The organism is Pelagibacterium sp. H642 (assembly GCF_031202855.1).
Lineage (GTDB): Bacteria > Pseudomonadota > Alphaproteobacteria > Rhizobiales > Devosiaceae > Pelagibacterium.
This window is the reverse complement of record NZ_CP101829.1, coordinates 986491-1002023: the sequence shown is the minus strand read 5'-3', so window position 1 is coordinate 1002023 and position 15533 is coordinate 986491. Positions and strand designations below refer to the sequence as shown.

14 protein-coding genes are annotated in these 15533 nt (G+C 60.9%); 11 read left to right on the top strand and 3 right to left on the bottom strand.

Annotated features, from left to right (window positions below):
• Positions 1-714 precede the first annotated feature (714 nt).
• Complete coding sequence (locus NO934_RS04995; RefSeq protein ID WP_309162680.1) at positions 715-1812, bottom strand: AAA family ATPase; 1098 nt, start codon at positions 1810-1812, stop codon at positions 715-717.
• Between the two features lie 110 nt (positions 1813-1922).
• On the opposite strand from NO934_RS04995, the gene NO934_RS04990 reads away from it, so the two are divergent.
• Positions 1923-2465 carry a DUF924 family protein gene (locus NO934_RS04990; RefSeq protein ID WP_309162679.1) on the top strand — a complete coding sequence of 181 codons (543 nt, stop codon included), beginning with the start codon at positions 1923-1925 and terminating at the stop codon, positions 2463-2465.
• 123 nt (positions 2466-2588) lie between these two features.
• Positions 2589-3860 carry a DUF3422 domain-containing protein gene (locus NO934_RS04985; RefSeq protein WP_309162678.1) on the top strand — a complete coding sequence of 424 codons (1272 nt, stop codon included), beginning with the start codon at positions 2589-2591 and terminating at the stop codon, positions 3858-3860.
• Here NO934_RS04985 and NO934_RS04980 read toward each other — a convergent pair.
• Both NO934_RS04980 and ppk2 read right to left on the bottom strand, forming a co-directional pair.
• A complete protein-coding gene (locus NO934_RS04980) occupies positions 3857-4765 on the bottom strand; it encodes a sugar kinase (RefSeq protein WP_309162677.1) in 909 nt (302 codons plus the stop codon). The two genes, NO934_RS04985 and NO934_RS04980, sit on opposite strands and share 4 nt — an antisense overlap.
• A gap of 33 nt (positions 4766-4798) precedes the next feature.
• Positions 4799-5638, bottom strand: coding sequence for a polyphosphate kinase 2 (gene ppk2, locus NO934_RS04975; protein ID WP_309162676.1), 840 nt, complete (start codon positions 5636-5638; stop codon positions 4799-4801).
• A gap of 179 nt (positions 5639-5817) precedes the next feature.
• Between ppk2 and NO934_RS04970 the strand changes: the two genes are divergently transcribed.
• The 9 genes from NO934_RS04970 to NO934_RS04930 all read left to right on the top strand — a co-directional run bounded on the left by NO934_RS04970 (position 5818) and on the right by NO934_RS04930 (position 15492).
• A complete protein-coding gene (locus tag NO934_RS04970; RefSeq protein WP_309162675.1) occupies positions 5818-7032 on the top strand; it encodes an ATP-binding protein in 1215 nt (404 codons plus the stop codon).
• Positions 7033-7271: 239 nt separating this feature from the next.
• On the top strand, positions 7272-8303 hold the full coding sequence (locus tag NO934_RS04965) for a substrate-binding domain-containing protein (protein ID WP_309162674.1): 1032 nt from the start codon (positions 7272-7274) through the stop codon (positions 8301-8303).
• Between the two features lie 74 nt (positions 8304-8377).
• Positions 8378-9754 (top strand): phosphate ABC transporter permease subunit PstC, encoded by a 1377-nt coding sequence (pstC, locus tag NO934_RS04960; protein WP_309162672.1) that lies wholly within the window; start codon positions 8378-8380, stop codon positions 9752-9754.
• Between the two features lie 2 nt (positions 9755-9756).
• Positions 9757-11118, top strand: coding sequence for a phosphate ABC transporter permease PstA (gene pstA / locus NO934_RS04955; RefSeq protein WP_309162671.1), 1362 nt, complete (start codon positions 9757-9759; stop codon positions 11116-11118).
• 35 nt (positions 11119-11153) lie between these two features.
• Positions 11154-11984 carry a phosphate ABC transporter ATP-binding protein PstB gene (gene pstB / locus NO934_RS04950; protein ID WP_375143291.1) on the top strand — a complete coding sequence of 277 codons (831 nt, stop codon included), beginning with the start codon at positions 11154-11156 and terminating at the stop codon, positions 11982-11984.
• Between the two features lie 13 nt (positions 11985-11997).
• Complete coding sequence (phoU, locus tag NO934_RS04945; protein ID WP_309162668.1) at positions 11998-12705, top strand: phosphate signaling complex protein PhoU; 708 nt, start codon at positions 11998-12000, stop codon at positions 12703-12705.
• 3 nt (positions 12706-12708) lie between these two features.
• Positions 12709-13407, top strand: coding sequence for a phosphate regulon transcriptional regulator PhoB (phoB, locus tag NO934_RS04940; RefSeq protein WP_309162667.1), 699 nt, complete (start codon positions 12709-12711; stop codon positions 13405-13407).
• Positions 13408-13582: 175 nt separating this feature from the next.
• Positions 13583-15058: a UbiA family prenyltransferase gene (locus NO934_RS04935; protein WP_309162666.1), complete on the top strand. Its 1476-nt coding sequence runs from the start codon at positions 13583-13585 to the stop codon at positions 15056-15058.
• On the top strand, positions 15055-15492 hold the full coding sequence (locus NO934_RS04930) for a GtrA family protein (RefSeq protein ID WP_309162664.1): 438 nt from the start codon (positions 15055-15057) through the stop codon (positions 15490-15492). Before NO934_RS04935 ends, NO934_RS04930 begins: the two co-directional genes overlap by 4 nt.
• Positions 15493-15533 lie beyond the last annotated feature (41 nt).

Below are 15533 nucleotides of genomic sequence, written 5' to 3'. Positions count from 1 at the left end.
CCCAACTGCTTATCCCCACCATCACCCCACCCCCAACCGTCATCCCGGCCTTGAGCCGGGATCCAGTACACTCAGCGCCTGAGCCCAAGCCGCAACGTTCCCCCAGGAGCCCTCTTCTCCCCTGGTGGGAGAAGGGCCGGGGATGAGGGGGGCGCTGAGCTTCCACAGACACCGGCGCAAAAAACTTATCCCCGCCCCCTGCGCTTGCCCCATACTCCTCCTCACGACCCCGCGCATATGGACGCAAGCGCTACGAACGTTTGGGCGGGATCGGTTCGGGTTCCTCACGGGTCGCCGTGGGGAAGGCCCAAAGCGGACAGATGGCCGGATGTGGATAAAAGGTGTGAGCGGACCACCAATCCAATCACTCCCACGTCGCACCGGGGAAACCCGGAGGGGCAGCGAGGGGACGGGCGGGAGGTTGGCAGGAAAAGTGGTTCCCACTTTTTCGGTTCGACCAACCGACCCACTAAAAACTCTCAACAACCCCCAGCCCGAGAAGCCGCCATAAGCCCAAAATCCCGGACGCATGGGGCGATGATCGCTTCATACTAACAAAATACAGCACGAGGCGTTCATCGCCCCAGGCCGTCTATCGGGAGTGTTCCCAGGAAAAGTGGGAACCGGTTTTCCGGTTCGGGAACACGACCAATCAAAGTTCACAACCGCAGCGGGCGCCGCGTGCGGAGCTTGCGCGCGTCTCAAAGACCGGCATTACCGCACCACGGTGATCCGCTCGGCCGCCCGCGTGATCCCCGTATAGAGCCAGCGCTGAGCTTCCTCGCGGAACACGAAGCTTTCGTCGAACAGATACACATTGTCCCATTGGCTGCCCTGCGCCTTGTGCACGGTAAGGCAATATCCATAGGTGAACTCATCGTATTGCCGCCGCAACTGCCAGCTCATCTCGGCGTCCTCGCCGGTGAAAAACCTCTGATGCGCCCGCACCTTGGTTTGCACCGAGGTGCGGTCGGCCTCCTCGGGGTCGATGGTCATCTCCAGCGTGCCGCCGGCCCGCTTCCTGATCTCGTTGAGCGTCCAGATCTGCCCATTGAGCAACCGCTTTTGCGGGTTGTTCCTCAGGCACACCAGCCGGTCCTCTTTGACCGGAATGTCGGCCGGCAATCCCTTGAGCTCGCGGATGCGGTTGTTGTAGTGCAGCCGCGTTTTGTTGCGCCCCACCAGCACCTGATCGGCCCCCAGCACTTCCGATTGATCCACCTCCCGGCGCGAAACCACCTTGCTTTCGCCATAGGTGCCAAAGCCCAGCCCGCGTCCCTCGCGGATGTCGAGCGAGAGTTTCACGATCGGGTTATCCTGCGCCTGCCGATGGATCTCGGTCAGCATCACGTCCGGTTCCTGCGCGGTAAAGAAACCTTCGCCCTGCACAGGCGGAAGCTGGAACGGATCGCCCAGAACCAGCACCTTGGTGCCGAAGCTCAAAAGGTCGGTGCCCAGCACCTCATCGACCATCGAAACCTCGTCGATGACGATCAGATCCGCGTCGGCGGCTGCCGATTCCGGATCGAGCACGAAACGCGGTTCGCCCTCCTTTTCGCTGATCCGGGTATAGATCAGCGAGTGGATGGTCGAGGCGCCTTTGCAGCCGCGCTTGCGCATGACGAGCGCCGCCTTGCCGGTGAAGGCGGCGTATTTGACCGTCTCCACATCCTTGGCCAGATGCCTGGCGAGCGTGGATTTGCCCGTGCCCGCCCAGCCGAACAGACGGAACACCTGCGGCCCGTTCTTGTCCTTGAGCCATGCGGCAACGGCTTTCAAAGCCTCATCCTGCTGGCTGGACCAGACGACCATTTGTGGGACACACTCCGCATGCGGCTTGGGGAATCACTTCCCAAGAGTATCGCGGCGTCGGTCGGCGCGCGAAACCCAAAATGTGAACAAAAGCGGAATTGGAGAGCGCGATGGAAGCGAGCGATGTCCTCGACTTCTGGTTCGTCGAACACGGGCCCGAGGATTGGTACTCGGGCGATCCCGAATTCGACGCCCGTTGCGCGGCGCGGCTGAGCGGTGTTCATCGCCAAGCCGTGCGTGGCGAGCTCTGGGAGTGGCGCCACACCGTTCAGGGACGGCTGGCCGAGATCATCCTGCTCGATCAGCTCTCGCGCCAGCTTCATCGTGGCGATGCCCAGGCCTTCGCCGCCGATCCGATGGCGCTGGCCCTCGCCCAGGAGGTGGTCTATCGCGGGCTCGACGCCGAGCTCTCGATCAACGAAAAGCTCTTCGTCTTCATGCCCTTCCAGCATGCCGAATCCCTCATCGTTCAGGAGGAGTCGGTGCGGCTGTTCCGCTCGCTGGGCAATGACGATTATCTGCCCTATGCCATCGAGCACCACGAAGCCATCGCCCGCTTCGGCCGCTTTCCGTTTCGCAACGCTGCGCTGGGCCGGAAATCCACGCCAGAAGAGATCGCGTACATGACCGAGCGCGAGGGGCAGGCCTATTAGTTTCAACCTGAGAAACCGTAAATCGATCGGCCCTACGGCAAAAGCGCACACCGAACCAAAGGCGAATGGGTCGTTCATGCTTGGGGCGCTAAAAGAAGCTTTATCCTTCCGGACCTTACGCAAATGAGCACCGTACCCATTGCCGAACATCCCTATCGCGATGCGGTTCTCACCGAACTGCACGCCCGCCCGGTCGAACTGGTCGCCCCCAATATGCGCGTACGCAGGCTGGTTCTGGCCGTCCCGACCCGCTCGGGCGCCATGGGCGCCGCCATTTCCCAGTTCCGCGATTTCGCGCTGGCCAAGGGGTATTCCTTGCAGGACGAATCGGGGCGGCAATATCAGTTCACGACCCCCGAACGCGTGGTGAGCTGGGAATTCCACACCGAATTCATCACCATCACCTGGTATTCGGCGCTCGACGATGGCCAGAACTGGCCGGACGACATCGGGTTGGAAGCGGTGAGCGAGGCCGAGCTGGTGGGCGCCATGCGCGTCGATATGATGGACGAGCCGGCTCTGCCCGACCGGGTGCTGCCCTCCTTCAACCCGACCAGCCTCTGCCTTGTCGCCATCGAATATGGCAACGCCCAGCTTGCCGCCGATTTCGTCCCCGATGCCGATAAGTTCATCCGCTTTGAATTCGCCGCCGGCAAGCTCTCGCCCCTGCGCCGCGCCATAACCCTGCGTCGCATCCTGGAGGTCGAGACCTACCGCACCATGGCGCTTCTCGCCTTGCCGCTGGCCCGCCAGACCGGTCCGGCGTTGCGGGCCGTGGAAATGGAACTGACGGACGTGATGGCCGATCTTTCAGGCATCGAAACCACGGACGAGGTTCAGGAGCGGCTCAAAAAGCTCCACGATCTTTCGGTGCGGTCCGGCCAGATTTCCGAGCGGCTCAACTATCGCTTCGCCGCCGCCTATGCCTATGGCGCCATCCTCAGGCGCCGGCTGGAAAAGCTGCGCGAGGAAACGCTGGGGCAGGGCTCTTCGCTCTCAAGCTTTATCGGCAACCGGGTGGAACCGGCGCTGGCCACCTGCGAGGCCATGGACAAGCGGTTGACGGTGCTGTCGCAAAAGCTCGAACGCGCCGTCGAACTGCTCAACGTCCGCATCAGCCTCGACATGCAGATCCAGAACAAATCGGTGCTCGAAACCATCGCCGAAACAGCGCGCAGCCAGTTCCGGCTGCAGCACACCGTCGAAGGCCTCTCGACCATCGCCATCACCTATTACCTGATCGGCATCCTGGGCTACGCCTTGGCCGGGCCCTTGGAGGCCACGGGCTGGAGCAAGACGCTGGTGATCTCGATCTTGTCCCCGCTCGCGCTGATTGCCGTATTCTTCGGCCTGCGTGCTATCCGCCGGGGGTTCGAGAAAAATTCAAAGCACTAGCCGAGCACTTCTTTGGGCACCAGAGCGCCATGGTGGCCGATGACCACCGAGGCGGTGGCATGGCCCGCCTTCGCTGCCTCCTCGGGCGAGGCGTCCGTGAGCCGGGCAGCGAGATAGGCGCCGTTGAAGCTGTCACCGGCGCCGGTGGCATCGACCACGCTCTCGACTCGGCGCGCGCCGACCGTCCACGAGCCATCGTGGGTGACGACCAGCGCCGGATCGGCGCCGTTCTTGACCACCACTTCCTCGCAGCCTGCCTTCAGATACCGCGCCGCCGTCGCCTGGGCATCGGCGTCGCCAAAATAGGGCACCTCGTCCGCATGGGTCGGCAGCACGATGCTCGCAACGTCCGCCGCAGCCGTGAGTGCTGCCGCGACGCTTGCCTTATCCGGCCAAAGGGCAGGCCGGATATTGGGATCGAACGCCACCCGCGCTCCGGCCCTGCGCCGCGCCCCGATCGCATCGATCAACCTCTGCCGCGCCGGAGCAGCCAGAATAGCCAGCGTGATGCCCGAAAAGTAGATAAGATCGGCTTCACCCAGCGCCGTCTCGAGCGCATGGGCATCGTCGGCCAGAAGCTTGGCCGCCGAATTGTCCCGCCAATAGGTGAAGTGCCGGTCCCCCTCGGCCTGATGGATCATATAGAGCCCAGCCCGCTTGCCCGGGATCGTGGCTATGGAGCGCGCATCGATCCCTGTGCCGGCGATGAACTCCACCATCTGGCGCGAATAGATATCGTCTCCCACGGCGGTGAAATAGCTCACCGACCAATCCGCGTCCAAGAGGGCCTTGAGATAATAGGCGGTGTTGAGCGTATCGCCGGCAAAGCCGAGCCGGTAGGTCCCGCCCGTACCCCCGCTCATTTCAATCATCGCTTCCCCGATGGAAACGGCCTTCTTGCCCATGCTGTCCTCCTCGCAATACCGCTGCGCCATACCCTATCCGGCGCGCGCGAGAAAGGCCTCGGGCGACATGACGATCTTGTGGTCGATCTCGCCGATCGCGGAAAAATCCTTGTCCTTGTAAGCAATGGGCCAGAGCACCGATTGGATCGCCGCGATCCGCGCGCGCTTCTTGTCATTGGCCCGGATCACCGTCCAGGGCGTAGCCGGCGTGTCGGTGGCGACGAACATTTCATTGCGCGCCGCCGTGTATTCGTCCCACTTTTCCAGAGCTTGAAGATCGACCGGCGACAGCTTCCAGACCTTTACCGGATCGTGCCGGCGTTTATGAAACCGCTTGATCTGCATTTCACGCCCGATTTCGAGCCAGAATTTGAAGAAATGCAGCCCCTCTTCGGTGATCATCTGCTCGAAAGCAGGAGCTTCGCGCAGGAATATCTCGGTCTCTTCGGGCGTACAGAATCCCATGACGGGCTCGACAACCGCCCGGTTGTACCAGGAGCGGTCGAACAGAGCGATTTCCCCACCGGCCGGCAGAGTGCTCACATAGCGTTGGAAGTACCAAAGACGCGTCTCCCTGTCGGATGGTTTGGGCAACGCTACGGTGCGTGCATTGCGAGGATTGAGGTTTTCGAGAAACCGTTTGATCGTGCCGCCCTTGCCGGCGGCGTCGCGCCCTTCGAACAGGGCCACCACCCTTTCTCCGGTTTCAATGAGATGCCTCTGCAGCTTTACCAACTCAATCTGCAGGGCACGAAGATGGGTTTCATATCGGTCATCATCGATTGCATCTCGATAAGGATATCCACCGCTTTCCAAGGCGCGGTCCTTGATCGTTTCGTCCAGTTCCGGGTTTTCAAGATCGAACTCAATCATCGGGAAATCCTCGCAAATTTTAGCCAGCGTGTCGAAATTGTCATGACGAGGCGGCATCTTGGCGCATCACGCCATTGTCATGCACGCGCGTTATGGCCATTGTCATGATTGATGATTCCTTTTCAATGAGTGCTGGAAAAAGCGTGAGGACGCGTCCCGAAGCGGGTCGGCGGATTGTATTGGCACCGCCCTTGCTCGTCGGCGGCGGAGCCCTCCTGATCATCTTGGCGCTGGCTGTTTTTGGACGCCTGCCTCTCATTGAAACCGGTATCGCCACCATCGCTATCGCTGCCGTCACGGCAATTGCGGCGCGTAGCACGCCTGGAGAAGTTGAGGACGAGGAAAGTCACGACCTCTCCCTCGAACTCGATGCCGCGGTTGAGCGGTTTGCCGATATTCTCACCGAACCGTGCTTGATCATCAATGAGCGCGCGGTGCTGACTTACCGTAACGCTGCTGCGGTCCGGCAATTTCCTCGCGCACGCCTCGGCGATCCGCTGGCCTTCACATTGCGCGATCCGGATCTGGTCGCCGCCATAGATGCCGCCGTTGAAACAGGCAGCGCGCAGTCGACCGAACTCCATATCTCGGTGCCCAATGATACGTGGTATCGTGCTTCAGTGGTTCCCTATCGTCCAAGCGAGGGTGAGCGGTTCTTCATCGTGATCACGCTCTATGATTTCACCGAGCAGAAGCGCACCGATCGCATGCGCACCGACTTCATCGCCAATGCCAGCCATGAACTGCGCACGCCTTTGACTTCGCTGATGGGTTTCATCGATACCCTGCAGGGACCCGCCGCCAAGGACGAGGCGGCCCGTGGGCGCTTTCTGGGCATAATGCGGTCGCAGTCCGAACGCATGTCGGGATTGATAGATGATCTACTCTCGCTCTCGCGTATCGAATTGCGTCAGCACGTCAAGCCCACCACCGAGGTCAACCTCAACCTCTTGCTGCGCGAGGTATCGGAAAGTCTTGAGCCACAGCTCAAGGCCGAGAACCTCGAGCTCGAGCTCAAACTTCCCGAGCAGACTGTGTCCGTCATCGGCGATCGTCAGGAACTGTTCGAGGTCGTGGAAAACCTTGCGGAAAATGCCATCAAATATGGGGGGGGCGGGGGAAAGGTGGAGATCGCCCTGGTTGCCGGCGGCAGCCGAAGCGGAACGCACCATGCCATCACCGTCACCGATTTCGGCGCCGGTATCGCTGAGGAACACGTTCCGCGGCTGACGGAGCGCTTCTATCGCGTCGACGCGGAATCGAGCCGCAAGAAAAAGGGCACCGGGCTGGGCTTGGCCATCGTCAAGCACATCGTCGCCCGTCACCATGGCCATCTCTCCATTCGTTCCAAGCTGGGCGAGGGCACCCGTGTGGAGATCCTTCTGCCACGTTGAAAACCGCTGTCACACAACGATGGCTGAATCGGCCATTCCCAGGCCGAAAATTGAATTCGATCTGATTTGCAATGACTTGCGCTGTCACGGAACTGTCATTAAACCGACATATAACCTTTAGCGGCGAAGCCTAGGGTGCCCCCGTTTTCGAGATGGAGCCGCAGAAAAGTCCGGCCTTCATCCGACCCAGGGGGCTCATTGCCCGGACGCTTCTGACACGAACCAAAGAGATCAGAGACATGAAAACCGCACTTTATGCCAGCGCCGCGCTCGCCGTGGTCGCCGCCTTCGGCGTTACCGCCGCTCAGGCTCAGACCCGCGACACCATCCAGATCGCCGGCTCTTCGACGGTTCTGCCGTTTGCCTCGATCGTCGCCGAAGAATTCGGCAACGCATTCCCTGATTACAACACGCCCAATGTTGCGGGTGGCGGTTCGGGCGGCGGCAAGCGCCAGCTCTGCGAAGGCGTGGGTGAAAACACCCTCGATATCGCCAACTCCTCGAGCAAGATGAGCGCCAGCGAGCTGGAAAGCTGCCACGCCAACGGCGTCGAAGACGTGCGTGAAGTCGTGTTCGGCTATGACGGCATCGTGTTCGCCACCGGCATCGATCAGGGCGATTTCGCCCTCGAGCCCGTGCACCTCTACCAGGCTATTGCCGCCCAGGTTCCGGTCGATGGCGAAATGGTCGACAACCCCTACACCAACTGGTCCGAAATCGACGAGTCGCTGCCTGATCAGGGCATCTTCATCGCCATTCCCGGCACCAACCACGGCACTCGCGAAGTTTTCGACGAGCGCGTTCTGGAAGCTGGTTGCGAAGCCGCCGGTCTGCCGGAAATGGACGAAGAGGCCATGGAAGCTGCTTGCCTGACCCCGCGTCAGGACGTGGTGGTCGAGATCGCTGGTGACTACACCGAGACTCTGGCTCGTCTGCAGTCCAACCCCGAAGCCATCGGCGTGTTCGGTCTCTCCTTCTACGACCAGAACCGTGACACCCTCAAGGTTGCCACCGTCTCTGGCGTCGAGCCCTCGCTCGAAACCATTGCTTCGGGCGAATATCCGATCTCCCGCCCCCTGCAGTTCTACGTCAAGGGCGCTCACGTTGGCGTGATCCCGGGCATCGAAGATTACGTTGCCTTCTTCCTGTCCGATCAGATGGCCGGTGCCGGCGGCACTCTTGAAGCCGCTGGTCTGGTTCCCGCTTCCAGCGAGTTCCTCGCTGCCCAGCTCGACGCCTTCAACAACGCCGAGCAGTACCAGCCCGAATAATCGGCTGGAGCAATATGCGGAGAACCCCGGCTCGGTCCGGGGTTCTTCACCAAACAGGGAAGGACTGATCCGCTGTGAACGCCTTGGTTATCGCTGCACTCCTGTTGGTCCTTCTGACACTCTCCTACCAGGTTGGGTGGTCGCGCAGCCGCCGGCTCGCCACCGACAAAGGGGCCCGGCTTCATTCCCGCCCCATTTATCACGGCGTGCTCGTTGCCCTTTTTGCGCTGCTCCCGGCCATCCTCGTGCTCGGCCTATGGGCGCTGTTCAGCCAATCCGTCTCGAACAACTATATTCTTGCGCAACTGCCGCCCGAAACCGCGCAATTGCCCCAGGTCCAGCTGCAGGCTACGCTTGATCGCGTCCGTGCTCTGGCCAATGGATTTGGTGTTCTCGGGGAGCCTGCCCCGGAGGAGGCGGCGGCCGCGAGTGCTTACGAGACCTTCCAGCTTATTGCGTTTCTAACGGTCATCGCCGCGGCATCCGCCTTGGGCGCCGCCGGTCTGTTCTGGGCGCAACGCCGTATCGGTCCGGCCTTGCGCGCACGCAATCAAGTCGAATTCGCCGTTCGCATTGGTCTGGTTGCCTGCTCTACCGTGGCCATCCTCACCACCATCGGTATTGTGCTTTCGCTCCTGGCCGACGCGATCCGCTTCTTCTCGTTCATCAACCCGATCGACTTCTTCTTCGGCACCGTCTGGAATCCCCGGTTCCAGTCCACCGGCACCGGTTCGGCAGGCGAGTACGGCCTCCTGCCGCTGCTCACCGGCACTCTCATGATCAGCATCATCGCCATGCTGGTTGCCGTGCCGATCGGTCTTATGTCGGCGATCTATCTCTCTCAATATGCCCATCAGCGCGTCCGCGACGTGGTCAAGCCTATCATTGAAGTGCTGGCCGGCATCCCGACTATCGTCTACGGGTTTTTCGCGCTTGTAACGGTCGGTCCGTTCCTTTCGGGCTTGGGTGCCGCCATCGGTATCGACATCCGCGCAACCAGCGCGCTCACGGCAGGGGTCGTGATGGGGATCATGATCATTCCCTTTATCTCATCGCTGAGTGACGACATAATCTCGCAGGTGCCGAACGCCATGCGGGATGGCTCGCTGGGCTTGGGAGCCACCCAATCCGAAACCATTCGCAAGGTCCTGTTGCCCGCCGCGTTGCCGGGCGTGGTCGGTGCCATCCTGCTCGCGGTCAGCCGAGCCATTGGTGAAACGATGATCGTGGTTCTGGCCGCCGGCAACAGTCCCGTCCTCCGCTTCAACCCGGCCGAGCCGACCTCAACGGTTACGGTCAGCATCGTTAATCAGTTGACCGGCGACGCCGATTTCACCAGCCCACAATCGCTGGTCGCCTTCGCTTTGGGCCTGACGCTGTTCGTCATGACCCTGCTGCTTAACGTCCTGGCACTCTACATCGTCCGTAAATTCAGGGAGCAATACGAATAGCCATGACCGACGCATTGCTCTCCAATACGGAAACCAATAACCGCAACCGCGAGCGCGTCCGGGCCGGCCTTGCCCGGCGCCATCGCAGCGAAAACCTGTTCCGGTGGGCAGGTGTTCTCGCCATCGTTGCCGCGTTGGGTTTCGTGGTAATTCTGTTCGGAATGATCCTCTCCAAAGGCCTGCCGTCTTTTTGGCAGTCCACGCTCCATGCCGAAGTCTACTTCGATCCCGAGCTGATCGAGGGTGGTCCCATGCCGGAACGAGCGGACAGCAACTCGGCGGCCGAGTATCAGCAGGCGGTGAACCAATGGCAGCGTGACGTCACGCTTTCCAACTGGAATGCCCTTGTCGAGACCGCTATCCGTGCCCAAGCGCCTGATGTTGAGATCGAAGCCAGGGACGTGCTCGCACTGGTGACCTCCGCCGCCCGCTTTCAGTTGCGCGATCTCTATTTCGCCAATCCTGACCTGCTGGGGCAGACGGTGCCTGTGGCGCTCCTGGCCTCCGCCAATACGGATAACTGGCTCAAGGGGACCATCGATCGCTCGCAGCCCGATGCGCGCCAGCAGCTCTCCGCCGACACCCGTGCACTGGCCGACCGGCTTCTGGACGAGGATATTATCCGCTTCGATTTCGCCTGGCACATCTTCACCAATGTCGACAGCCGCTCTGCTCCTGCATCGGCTGGTTTGGCCGGCGCGTTCATGGGGTCGCTGTATATGATGGCGGTGGTGATCGTGCTGGCCGTTCCCATAGGCGTTGCCAGTGCCGTCTATCTCGAAGAGTTCGCGCCCAAGAACCGGCTGACGGATTTGATCGAGGTCAACATTAACAATCTGGCTGCCGTGCCCTCCATTGTTTTCGGCCTGCTGGGCGCCGCCATTTTCATCAACTACATGGGCCTGCCACGCTCGGCACCGCTTGTCGGCGGTCTCGTGCTCACGCTGATGACCCTGCCCACCATCATCATCGCCACCCGCTCTGCGCTCCGCGCGGTGCCGCCCTCGCTGCGCCAGGCCGCCCTCGGACTGGGCGCGTCGCGCAACCAGACCGTATTCCATCATGTCCTGCCGTTGACCTTCCCCGGCATCCTGACCGCGACAATCATCGGCGTTGCGCAGGCGCTCGGCGAGACGGCGCCCCTTCTTCTGATCGGGATGAGCGCCTTTATCGCCAACATTCCGGCTAATCCATTGGACTCGGCGACAGCACTGCCAGTGCAGATCTATCTGTGGCAGGGCAACGAGAACCGGAATTTCTTCGAAGCCCGCACATCGGCGGCCATCATCGTCCTGCTGGGCTTGATGATCCTTCTTAATGCCATCGCCATATTCCTGCGCACGCGATTGGAGCGTAAAAAATGACGAGCGATACCCTGAGCGCAAGGAGCGCAACCGATATGTCGGAGAGCCAACCCGAAGCATCCGCGGCGCCGGTTCATCAGACTGTACGGATTCCTGATCCCAACGCTGGCCCTTCTCGCCTCAAGGCCAAGGACGTCTCGGTGTTCTACGGCGAAAAGCAGGCGCTGTTCGACGTCTCGATCGACATCCCTGAAAAGTCGGTTTCCGCCTTTATCGGCCCGTCGGGCTGCGGCAAGTCCACCTTCCTGCGGTGCATCAACCGCATGAACGACACCATAGAGGGCGCCCGAGTCACCGGCGAGATTTCGCTCGACGGCGACAATCTCTATGACGCCAGCCTCGACGTAGTCGAGCTGCGCGCCCGGATCGGCATGGTGTTCCAGAAGCCTAACCCGTTCCCCAAGTCGATTTTCGAGAACGTCGCCTATGGCCCCAAGATCCACGGCCTGGCCCGCAATAAGGCCGACCTTGAGGAAATCGTAGTGACCTCGCTGCAGAAGGCCGGGTTGTTCGAAGAGGTCAAGGACCGGCTCCACCAGCCTGGCACCGGTCTTTCGGGTGGTCAGCAGCAGCGCCTGTGCATTGCCCGCGCCATCGCCGTGGGACCGGAAGTTATCCTTATGGACGAGCCCTGTTCGGCGCTCGATCCGATCGCCACGGCGATCATCGAGGAACTGATCGACGAACTGCGTACCAACTACACGATCGTCATCGTCACCCACTCCATGCAGCAGGCCGCCCGCGTATCGCAAAAGACGGCGTTCTTCCATCTTGGCAAGCTGATCGAAGAAGGCCCGACCGAAGAGATTTTCACCAATCCGCGGGAAAAGCGCACGCAGGATTATATCACCGGCCGGATCGGCTAAGGAGGAGGACCAGATGCCCCCGTCAACAGAACATATCGTTACGTCCTACGAGGACGAACTGACCGAACTGGCCCGCTCGATCTCCGAAATGGGCGGCCTGGTCGAAAAGGCCATCGTCAACGCGACCGAGGCGCTGATCCGCACCGATAGCGAATTGGCTCTCGCCACTGTAGCCGCCGACAAGAAGATCGACGCCATGCAGACCCAGATCGACGATATGGCCGTTTCGATCATCGCCCGCCGCCAGCCCATGGCGCAGGATCTGCGTCTGGTGATCGCGTCCATCCACGTCGCCAACGATCTCGAACGCATCGGCGACATGGCCAAATCCACGGCCCGCCGTTCGACCCAGATCGAAGGGTTGGCCATGTCGGTGCAGTTCAAGAACGGTCTGCGCCACATGGGCGAGCTTGCCCTGCGCCAGGTCAAACTCTCGCTGGATGCCTTCGCGGCGCGCGACAAGGATATGGCCGTCGATGTCGTCGAACGCGACACCGAAGTCGATGCACTCTATGTATCCCTGTTCCGCGAGCTTTTGACCTATATGATGGAGGATCCGCGCAACATCACCATGTGCACGCATCTTCTGTTCTGCGGCAAGAACCTCGAACGGGTCGGCGACCACTCCACCAACATCGCCGAGCAAGCCTACTTCCTCGCCACCGGCAAGTCGCTGACTGCCGATGTCGAGGATGTGAAGCGCGAGCAGATCAAGGGCTGACGTATGACGCCACAGGTTCTTGTCGTTGAAGACGAAGCCGATCTCGTCGAACTGCTCCGTTACAATCTCGAAGCCGAAAACTTCACCGTTTCGACGGCCGAAGATTCTGAAGAGGCGATGCTGCGCATTGCCGAGAACACGCCCGACATCGTCCTGCTCGACTGGATGCTGCCGGGCACCTCGGGGATTGAAATCTGCCGGCGCATTCGTGCACGCACCGACACCGCCCGCATCCCCATCATCATGCTCACCGCCCGCGGTGAGGAGGAGGAGAGGGTGCGCGGGCTTGCTACCGGGGCCGACGACTATGTCGTCAAGCCCTTCTCGCTGCCTGAGTTGATGGCGCGCATCAATGCGCTGCTCCGCCGGTCCAATCCCCAGCTCATCGCCGCCGTTCTCAAGGCTGGTGATATCGAGCTGGACCGGACGACCCACCGCGTGCGGCGTTCTGGCAAGGAAGTCCATCTCGGCCCCACCGAGTATCGCTTGCTCGAATATCTCATGGGCAATCCCGGCCGCGTTTATTCCCGTGAGCAATTGCTGGATGGCGTGTGGGGCACCGATGTTTATGTCGATGAGCGGACCGTCGATGTGCATGTGGGCCGCCTGCGCAAGGCCATCAACAAGGGGCGGGCCAAGGATCCGATCCGCACGGTGCGCGGTGCCGGCTACGCTTTCGACGAGAAATTCGTGGTTGGTTAGATAGAACTTTATCGAAATTCTGCGCTGTTTTATTAAACCGGCTCGACAAAACGTAAATGTCGCAGCCGGTTTGCTTTTGTTTCAAATCAAGCGTCATTAACGTTCATTTGCGCTTTGCTTTGCGCTTATCCTCCGCGCCCGCGATAACCGGTTAGTTCCGGTGCGAGCAGGTGCCATGCCCAAATCAGCCATTGCCGTCAAACGAACCGAGGCCAAAACGGAGCCTCGTCTCTTGCCGCTGGTTCTCGATCTCGACAACACGCTGATCCGCACCGATCTGCTGCACGAAACGGTATTTGCGTTTCTAAAGATCAATCCCTTCGGGCTGTTTCTGATTGCCTTGTGGCTCATCAAGGGCAAGGCGCATCTCAAACAACAGCTCGCGGCGCGGGTGACGCTGGAGGTCGATGACCTTCCGGTCAACGAAGCGGTCGCCGCCTATGCCGAGGCTGAAAAGGCCAAGGGGCGCGAGATCATTCTGGCGACGGCAGCCGACAGCCTTTTGGCCATGCGTATCGCGCGCCGGTTCCCTTTCATCGACAAGACACTGGCCTCCGATGGTGTGACCAATCTCAAGGGACGCGCCAAGGCCGAGCGGTTGGCCGATATGTTTCCCGATGGCTTCGTTTATGCCGGCGATTGCGCGTCCGATCTCAATGTCTGGCGCATTGCCAAGGGTGCGGTACTGGTGGAAACCAATGGCCGCCTCTCTCGGGCCGCAACCAGGTTGACGGCGATTGAACACGCCATCACCCGTCCGGCGCGTCTGAGGGATTGGGTCAAAGCCGCCCGACCGCATCAATGGGCCAAGAACGCCTTAGTGTTCGTTCCCCTCATGCTGGCGGGGCATATGCTCGATCCCGCCGCCTGGGCCAGCGCCGGCATCGCTTTCCTCGCGTTGGGCATTCTCGCCTCGGCCACGTATTTGCTCAACGATCTCTGGGACATTGCCGACGACCGCCGCCACTGGTCCAAACGCGACCGGCCGCTTGCTTCAGGCCGCATGGCGATCGCTGAAGCTGTTGTTGCCATTCCGGTGGCGATGGCGATCGCCTTCGTCCTCGGCGCGCTGGTCAATCCGCTGGTCGTTGCAACGCTGGGAGCATACCTCGTCCTGACTGTTGCCTATTCGATGGGCATCAAGCGCAAGCCCATCCTTGATGCGTTCACCCTCGCAGTGCTCTTCACCTTGCGTCTGGTTCTCGGCATCGTCACTGTCGGCGTCATGGCCTCGCCCTGGCTGCTGGTGTTCTCGATGTTCCTGTTCGCGTCGCTCTCTTTTGCCAAACGCAACACAGAGGTGCAGCGTCTGGCCGACAGGGGCGGCGTGGGCAAGGTCGGGGGGAGGGGATATTTCACCACGGATGCGCCCTTCATCATGGCCATGGGCGTGGCGAGCGGTATCGGATCGGTTCTGATCCTCGTGCTCTATCTCACCCAGGACGCACTGGCGGCGGATTTTTATTCCGACTCCATATGGCTCTGGCTGATGCCCGCTGCCCTGTTCCTATGGATCGGCCGCATCTGGATGCTGTGCTTTCGCGGCGAACTCAACGACGACCCAGTGGCCTTCGCCATGAAAGATCCCAAGAGCCTGATGCTCGCCGCCGGGCTGGCGCTAGGGTTCTTTCTTGCCTGGATCGGCATATGAGGCCCCAAACATTTCTTCGGTTGCCGCAGCTCGTGCGGTTCCTTCTGCTGGGAGGACTGGCGGCTGCGATCAATTGGCTGGTGCGGTTCCCGCTCTCGCTGGCGATGCCGTTTCCCGCCGCCGTGTTCGTCGCCTACCTCATCGGAATGAGCGCGGGCTTCACGCTCTATCGCGCCTATGTCTTTCCCAATTCGCCCCGGCCGATCGCCATGCAGGCGGCGCTGTTCCTCATCGTCAATGCCGTGGGCGCCGTGGTGGTCATGACTGTTTCGGTCAGTCTTCTCGACCATATCCTGCCACTCCTCGGCTGGTGGCTGCTGCCTGAAGCGGTGGCCCATGGCACGGGTATTGCCGTTGGGGCGGCTGTCAATTTCGTCGGGCACAAATATCTCAGTTTTCGAGTACACCCCAGCCGCGCCGGAAACCTGACTTGACGGAGTCTATTTAAAGCGCCTACTCGGAACACGCCCGTAAA